This is a genomic window from Trueperaceae bacterium (genome assembly GCA_019454765.1).
Taxonomy (GTDB): Bacteria; Deinococcota; Deinococci; order Deinococcales; family Trueperaceae; genus JAAYYF01.
In genome coordinates this window covers 1-7,486 of sequence record JACFNR010000072.1, presented here as the reverse complement: position 1 = coordinate 7,486, position 7,486 = coordinate 1, and the positions used below count along the sequence as shown (strand labels likewise).

The 7,486-nt window shown below is 67.7% G+C and carries 10 protein-coding genes; 2 read left to right on the top strand and 8 right to left on the bottom strand.

The window, feature by feature from the left end; all coding sequences use genetic code 11:
• Nucleotides 1-238: 238 nt before the first annotated feature.
• Nucleotides 239-460 (top strand): type II toxin-antitoxin system prevent-host-death family antitoxin, encoded by a 222-nt coding sequence (locus H3C53_13010; protein ID MBW7917585.1) that lies wholly within the window; start codon nucleotides 239-241, stop codon nucleotides 458-460.
• Between the two features lie 19 nt (nucleotides 461-479).
• Here the strand turns inward: H3C53_13010 and H3C53_13005 are convergent, their stop codons facing one another.
• Nucleotides 480-872: a PIN domain-containing protein gene (locus tag H3C53_13005; protein MBW7917584.1), complete on the bottom strand. Its 393-nt coding sequence runs from the start codon at nucleotides 870-872 to the stop codon at nucleotides 480-482.
• Between the two features lie 7 nt (nucleotides 873-879).
• Entirely contained in the window at nucleotides 880-1,125 is a 246-nt protein-coding gene (locus tag H3C53_13000) for a type II toxin-antitoxin system prevent-host-death family antitoxin (GenBank protein ID MBW7917583.1), read from the bottom strand.
• A gap of 201 nt (nucleotides 1,126-1,326) precedes the next feature.
• Here H3C53_13000 and H3C53_12995 point away from each other — a divergent pair, with 201 nt between their 5' ends.
• Entirely contained in the window at nucleotides 1,327-3,549 is a 2,223-nt protein-coding gene (locus tag H3C53_12995) for an NADP-dependent isocitrate dehydrogenase (GenBank protein ID MBW7917582.1), read from the top strand.
• 19 nt (nucleotides 3,550-3,568) lie between these two features.
• Here the strand turns inward: H3C53_12995 and H3C53_12990 are convergent, their stop codons facing one another.
• The 6 genes from H3C53_12990 to H3C53_12965 all read right to left on the bottom strand — a co-directional run.
• Entirely contained in the window at nucleotides 3,569-3,913 is a 345-nt protein-coding gene (locus tag H3C53_12990) for a RidA family protein (GenBank protein ID MBW7917581.1), read from the bottom strand.
• 179 nt (nucleotides 3,914-4,092) lie between these two features.
• Nucleotides 4,093-4,416: a HigA family addiction module antidote protein gene (locus tag H3C53_12985; protein ID MBW7917580.1), complete on the bottom strand. Its 324-nt coding sequence runs from the start codon at nucleotides 4,414-4,416 to the stop codon at nucleotides 4,093-4,095.
• A gap of 15 nt (nucleotides 4,417-4,431) precedes the next feature.
• On the bottom strand, nucleotides 4,432-4,713 hold the full coding sequence (locus H3C53_12980) for a type II toxin-antitoxin system RelE/ParE family toxin (GenBank protein MBW7917579.1): 282 nt from the start codon (nucleotides 4,711-4,713) through the stop codon (nucleotides 4,432-4,434).
• Between the two features lie 60 nt (nucleotides 4,714-4,773).
• Entirely contained in the window at nucleotides 4,774-5,571 is a 798-nt protein-coding gene (locus tag H3C53_12975) for a hypothetical protein (GenBank protein MBW7917578.1), read from the bottom strand.
• A gap of 54 nt (nucleotides 5,572-5,625) precedes the next feature.
• A complete protein-coding gene (locus tag H3C53_12970) occupies nucleotides 5,626-7,236 on the bottom strand; it encodes a gamma-glutamyltransferase family protein (protein ID MBW7917577.1) in 1,611 nt (536 codons plus the stop codon).
• Nucleotides 7,237-7,276: 40 nt separating this feature from the next.
• Nucleotides 7,277-7,486, bottom strand: a 210-nt coding sequence (locus H3C53_12965; GenBank protein MBW7917576.1) for a CoA transferase, incomplete at its 5' end; no start/stop codon positions are given.

Sequence of the window (7,486 nt, the reverse complement as noted above, 5' to 3'; positions counted from 1 at the left end):
TCGGTGAGGGAGAACACGGCTTCCCGGTGGGCGGCGAGCGGATCGCGAAGCACGACCGGAGTGTATTGCTTACAGTGTGCGCTGTCAAGGTCAGTCGCGAGTGTAGATATCGTGTCGGTTGGGTGGCCGGAATCCGCGGGCAAGCCCCGAAGCGTTGAGCCTGCAATGCGGCCGGCCCGCCTCGGAACCCACACTGGGCGCGGCCCAGTAGCCCACCGCGGAGGGCTACTATTGACCGATGATTGAGATAGACGAGCAGGATGCGAAGGCGACTCTCGTCGAGTTGATTGAGCGGGTCGGTGGCGGAGAGACGCTGACGATCACGCGCTCTGGCAAACCCATCGCGCGCCTAATTCCCTACCGACGGACCGGTGAACGGACGCTCGGCCAAGACGCCGGGCTGTATCAGGTGCCGGAGGATCTCGATGCGCCGCTCCCGACAAGCCTCTTCCCCAGTTGATAGTGAGGCACGTGTGCGACTAGCTAGGACGTATCACTCTTAGTCCGAAGGTCTCGGCGGCGGCGGCCTGCCGGTCATCGTAGGTGATCAACCTGTCGACGCCAGCCCTCAGGGCCGCGGCTAGGTGCAAGGCATCCAGCGACCGGAGATGGCGTCCGGCAAGCATGCCAGCTTCTCTGAACCAGGCGAGGTCAGGCAGAAGTAGGTCGAAACGATCGAGCAGGCCCGAGACGCTCGTCTGCGGCAACTCGAGCCGCGACGCGAGCCGGCGCAACTCCGTCTCCAGAAGCACGCTGGACAGCACGCGAGCGCCACCGACTGTGGCCTCGTCGAGGAACTCGGCCAAGATCCTCGACTCCCGCTCGGTAACGATCAGCTTGCCCGCAGCCGAAATATCGATGTAGTAGCGCACGGCGAGATCACTCTTCCCGCAGTTCTTGCAAGGCCACCTCGACCGACTCGGCGCGCTCGAACCGCTCGAGACTCCCGAATCCTCCCGTCACGGTCGCAGGTATCACCCTTGGAAGAACAGCAGCCCCGGCAGGCATGAGGAGCGCAACGACCTCGCCCCGGTTCGTCACCTCAAGGGTCTCTCCGAGTTCGACCGCGCGCAGAACGGCACTGCTGTTGTTACGCAACTCCCGATGCGTGATCGTCTTGTACATCGGACAGCCTCCGTAGCAAGTGTAGCACGCTGCGCGGGCGCTGCCCGTCATTCCGGCGGCCCTACACCACGGATGGTACTTTGGTGCCAACCCCGCTCGGAGCGCACCCCACCGCGGCGCGCTCCGCCACCGGACCTTGCCGATAACCTGCCGCGCACCCCGCGTGGGCGCTCGCGGACGCCACCGAGGAGAGCCACCAGAGTGACTACCCCCAAGATCATCTACACGCACACCGACGAGGCGCCCGCCCTCGCCACGTACTCGCTGCTCCCCATCGTGCAGGCGTTCGCCGCCAAGGCGGGCGTGCCGATCGTCACGCGCGACATCTCCCTCACGGGCCGCATCCTCGCCCAGTTCCCGGACCGGTTGACGGACGCGCAACGCGTGAACGACGACCTCGCCGAGCTAGGCAAGCTCACGCTCGAGCGCGAGGCCAACATCGTCAAGCTGCCAAACATCTCGGCCTCCATCCCGCAGCTCAAGGCCGCCATCGCCGAGCTGCAGGCGGCCGGTTACGCCGTCCCCGACCTCCCCGACGACCCGCAGACCGCCGAGGAGAAGGACGTGGCCGCCCGCTACGACCGGGTGAAGGGCTCGGCCGTCAACCCCGTGCTGCGCGAGGGCAACTCCGACCGGCGCGCGCCCGCGTCCGTCAAGAACTACGCCCGCAAGCACCCGCACAAGATGGGCGCCTGGTCGAGGGACTCCAAGACGAACGTGGCCACCATGGGCGCGGGCGACTTCGCCGCCAACGAGCGCTCGGTCACCATGCCGGCCGCGGACACCCTCAGGGTCGAGCTGCACGCCGCCGACGGCACCGTCACCGTGCTGCGCGAGAAGATCCCCGTGCTGGCGGGCGAGATCGTCGACGCCACCCGCATGGACGTGGCGGCCCTCAAGAGCTTCCTGGCGGCGCAGGTCAAGCGCGCCAAGGACGAGGGCATCCTCTTCTCGGCGCACCTCAAGGCCACCATGATGAAGGTGTCCGACCCCATCATCTTCGGACACGTGCTCAAGGCGTACTTCGCGGACGTGTTCGAGAGGTACGGCGCCGACCTCGCCGCCGCGGGCCTGAGCGCCAACGACGGCCTGGCCGCCATCTTCAAGGGGCTCGAGGCGCTTCCCAACGGCGCCGAGATCCGCGCCGCGTTCGACGCTGCGCTCGCGAGCGGCCCCCAGCTCGCCATGGTCGACTCCGACCGCGGCATCACGAACCTGCACGTGCCGTCCGACGTGATCGTCGACGCCTCCATGCCCGCCATGATCCGCACCTCGGGCCACATGTGGGGCCCGGACGGCAAGGAGCACGACACCCTCGCCGTCATCCCCGACTCCTCGTACGCGAGCATCTACCAGGCCACCATCGATGACTGCCGCGCCAACGGCGCCCTCGACCCCGCCACCATGGGGAGCGTGCCCAACGTGGGCCTCATGGCGCAGAAGGCCGAGGAGTACGGCAGCCACGACAAGACGTTCGAGATCGCCAAGGCCGGCACCGTCAAGGTGCTGGATTCGGCCGGCAAGGTGCTCCTAGAGCACCAAGTGGGCGCCGGCGACATCTGGCGCGCCTGCCAGACCAAGGACGTGGCCGTGCGCGACTGGGTGAAGCTGGCCGTCAAGCGCGCCCGCGCCACCGGCGACCCCATCGTGTTCTGGCTCGACGAGAACCGCGCCCACGACCGCGAGCTCATCAAGAAGGTGAACGCCTACCTCCCCGAGCACGACACCAGCGGGCTGGACGTGCGCATCCTCGCGCCCGAGGCGGCCACCAAGCTGTCGCTCGAGCGCATCCGCCAGGGCCTCAACACGATCTCCGTCACCGGCAACGTGCTGCGCGACTACCTCACCGACCTCTTCCCCATCCTCGAGCTGGGCACCAGCGCCAAGATGCTCTCCGTGGTGCCGCTCCTGGCGGGAGGCGGCCTGTTCGAGACGGGCGCCGGCGGTTCCGCCCCCAAGCACGTGCAGCAGCTCACGAGCGAGAACTACCTACGCTGGGACTCCCTAGGCGAGTTCCTCGCCCTGGCCGTGTCGTTCGAGCAGTTCGCCCAGGTGACCGGCAACGCCCGCGCCCAGGTGCTGGCCGACACGCTCGACGCCGCCACCGGCCGCTTCCTCGAGGAGAACCGCTCCCCCGGCCGCAAGCTGGGCACCATCGACAACCGCGGCAGTCACTACTACCTGGCGCAGTACTGGGCGCAGGAACTCGCGCGGCAGACAGCCGACCCGGAACTCGCCGCGGCGTTCGCGCCCGTCGCCAAGGCGCTCACCGACGGCGAGGCGAAGATCGTCGAGGAGCTGCTGGCCGTGCAGGGATCGCCCGCGGATATTGGAGGGTACTACCGGCCCGATCCGGCGAAGGCGGCGCGGGTGATGCGGCCTTCGGGGACGTTGAACGGGATCGTGGACGGACTGAGCGGCTAGCCGGGCAGGATGAACCCGCCTACTTGGCGGCTACAATCGATATCTCGATGAGCACGCCCTGCCCGAGGGTCGCCACGCCCACCGTGGCGCGAGCGGGCAGGTCTGCCGCTTGGAACCAGTCGGCCCAGACGGCGTTCATGGCGTCCTTGCCGGAGAAATCCGCCAAGTAGATCGTGGCGCTCAGGATGCTGTGCACGCTGCTTCCGTGTTCGCCCAGCGTTCGAGCGATCTTGTCGAGCACCTGGCGGGTCTGTTCTGCCATGGGAGCGGATAGATCGTCCGCGATAACCCCCGACAGGTACAACGTACCTCCGTGAGCGACTACAGAGTGATAGTACTTACCTTGTCCATGCCGTGTAACCATGTCCGTTGCCTCCGAATCCTAACGAACGCTAGTAGATCTGTAGCACGTTACCACTAGCCAACCGACTGCGGAACCCGACGAGACCGCCGCAAGTTGTGTCCACGACGAACCCTGACGCACCAGAAGGCTCCTCTATGCGAGAAGGGGCAGCCATGACCGGACGCACTCCCTGGTGGCGCCTACCGAGCGCGCTCCTCGGCAGTAAGCCCTACCACCTGCTCCAGCTTCCCGGCTAGGCGCCCCTCCGCCAGCTGCAGGTCGTAGTGATCCTGCAGGTTCAGCCAGAACTCCGGGCTGTTACCGAAGAACCGCGCAAGCAGCAGGGCCGTGTCTGCACTGATGCCGCGCTTCCCTAGGACGATGGCGTTGATACGAGGGGCGGGCACGCCGAGACGCTTGGCTAACTCGTACTGAGACAGGCCGTAGTCCTCCAGGAACTCCTCCTTGAGGATCTCGCCCGGGTGAACGGGCGCGATGTCGCGTCGGGCAGCGGTTGACGTCATGACTCTTCTCCTCCCTCAGTGATAGTCGACGATCTCGACGCTAGCGGCGTCGTTGCGTTGCCACCGGAAGCAGATCCGCCACTGGTCGTTGATCCGGATGCTGTGCTGGCCGGCACGCTCTCCTTTGAGGGCCTCGAGTCGATTGCTGGGCGGTACGACTAAGTCTCTCAGGCTCGTGGCAGCGTGAAGCATCAACAGCTTCCTGTGTGCGCGTCGTTGGATCTCCGGCGGCAGCTTCCGGGAGCTAACTCCCTGGAAGACGCGCTCCGTATCCGCGTCCGCGAACGACAAGATCACGATAGGATGATAACGCTCCGCGTTATGAACGTCTAGCGTTAAGCCATCGCGGCTGGCGCCTCAGCTTCCTTCGTCTGACAACACCACCCGCGCCTGCCTAACAACGGCCTCGTCCACCATCCTGTCCCCAGCCCGCTGCACGCCACGGCCGGCCTTGGCGAGAACGGCTCGTGCCCACTCGACTTCCTCAGGGCCGGGCCGGAACGCCTCGGCGATCGCCGGCACCTGAGCAGGATGCAACGCGAACTTACCCGTGAACCCGGCGCCCCTCCCCGCGAGGGCCTCCGCCTTGGTCCCGGGCACGTCCAGCAGCGACAAGTACGGACTGTCCACGCGGATCGCCACTCGCGCTGCCGAAGCAGCGGCCACCAGCGCCGCGCGTGCCGCGGCCAACGCCGCGCGCCTCCCCTCGAGGAGCGCTGCCGAACTGCCGGGAAGCGCCGGGGGAAGCCCCAAGTCGGCCGCCAGGTCCTCGGCGCCAAGGGCGACGCCGGACACGGAGGCGTGGGCGGTGAGGATGTCATGGGCCCGCATGAGCCCCGCGGCCGACTCGATCATCGGCACCAACCTGGTGCCCTTCAGGCCCCTCGCCACCAAGGCCTCTCCGGCCGCCGCAACTTCCTCTGGCGCGGAGACCTTGGGGATGACCAGAGCGGCGAGCCCGGGTCCGCAGGCCTCGAGGTCCGCCGCGAACTCCTCGGACGAGACCGGGTGCGTGCGCACGGCCAGCGGTACGGGACCGCCACTGGCGGTCGCGGCTGCTACCCGCGCCCGCGCAGCGGCCAGCTCGCCGCGCGAGATCCCGTCTTCCAGGTCGAGGACGGCCGCGTCCGGTCGCACCTCGACGAGCTTGGCCATGAACCGCTCCGAGGCGCCGGGCACGAAGAGCCAGCTGGCGTGCCCTCCCACCGCTCAGCCCCGCGCGATCGCCACGGAGCCGCCCTCTTTCCGCGGGTCCGAAGCGCCCTTGAACTCGCCGCCCACCTTGGCGGCGACCTGCACCCTTGCGAAGGTGCCGTCCAGGTTCCTGAGGGACTGCGAGACGTTCATGCCGCGGGCGCGCAGCGCGGCGACGGTCCGCTGGGGCATCCGGAGTTCGCAGTAGGTCGGGTCGCCTTCCGAATGGAACCGCGGCGCGCTGACGGCCTCCACCGGGCTCATCGCGAAGTCGATCATGTTGCTGATCGACTGGGCGACGGCCGAGGAGATGGACCAGCCGCCTGGCGCTCCTACCACCGCCCACGGCACGCCGTCCTTGCTGATGATGGACGGCGAGATGGCGCTCGCCCTGGCCTTCCCGGGCTCGTAGGAGTTGGGCCGGCCCGGGATCGGATCCATGAGCGACACGCAGTTGTTCCAGGTGAAGCCGGTGCCGGGCACCACGATGCCCGCACACGTGGTCAGCGTGTGCGTGATGGAGACACAGTTGCCGGCCTCGTCCATCACCGAGATGTGGGTCGTGTAGCCGGGCTTGTTGAGGCTCTCCCGGTCTGGGAGCTCCCCGCGCCGGATCCTGTCCGCCACCTCGGCGGCGTACTCCTTGGAGAGGAGCCTGGCGGTCGGCACCTCCCTGAACTTCGGATCGGCGAGGTAGTTGCCGCGCGTCACGCCGGCCCAGGCCAGGGCCGCCGCCACGATGAAGGCGTGTTCCGGCCCGTTGTGCTCGAGCGACGCGACGTCGAACTGCTCGAGCACGTTCAACACCTGCAACATGAGGAGCCCGCCCCCGGGGACGGCAGAGCTGGCCACGCGGTGGCCGCGGTAATCGATGGCGAGGGGTTCCTCGACGACTGGCCGATAGCTCGCCAGGTCCTCCGCGGTCACGAAGGCGCCGTTCGCCTCGAAGTCCGAGACGATCTCGGCCGCCAACGCTCCCGTGTAGAACTCCTCGTACCCGTTGGCTGCCAGGCGCTCGAGCGACCTGGCCTGGTCGGGGTTGCGGTACGGCTGGCCCGTCTCCATCATCAGACCGTCGGGTCCGTGGAACAGTGCCCGGGCGGCGTCGTTGACGGCGTACTTGTCCTTCGGGTGGGGGAACTCCGGCAGCATGGGCTTGCGGACGTGCTCGGCCACGTACTCGGGCACCAGGTAGCCCTCGCGGGAGAGTTCTATCGACGGCGCGAGGAGTTCTGCCCAGGGCCGCGTGGCGTAGCGGCGGTGGATCTCGCCGAAGCCGGCGACCGTGCCCGGCGTCATCACCGAGGTGTAGCCGCGCAGGTTCCTGTGGTCGTCGAATATCGGGAAGCGCCAGAGGTCCGTGAAGCCCCTGACGTCCTTGGTCCACATGTCGGGCCGCATCTTCTCGCCGATGCGGGCCCAGAAGCCGATGTGCTCGAACCTGCCGGTGGCCGCCTCGTAGATGGTGGCGGACCCCCAGCCACCCAGCCCGCACATGAACGGGTCGGTGACCATCTGCATGAACCCGGCAGCGACGGCGGCGTCGAAGGCGTTCCCGCCCTTCTCCATCACCTGTGCTCCCAGCTCGGCGGCGGCCGGCTGAGGAGCAGCGACTATCCCTTTCACTTACACATCACCTCCATGAAGTTGCCGGAGCGGCGGCGGCTCACGCCACCACCCCTTCGGCGACGAGTTCGTCGAGCTCTGTCGTGGTCATGCCAACCAGGTCCTGAAGCACGCTGACGGTGTCCTCGCCGAGTGCGGATGCCCGCACCGGCACCCTGGTGCCTTGCGAAGTGTGTACGGGTCCGGCAACCTGCCTCACGGCGCCGAAGTCCGGGTGCTGGTACTCGACCACGAGCCCCAACGCAGCCAC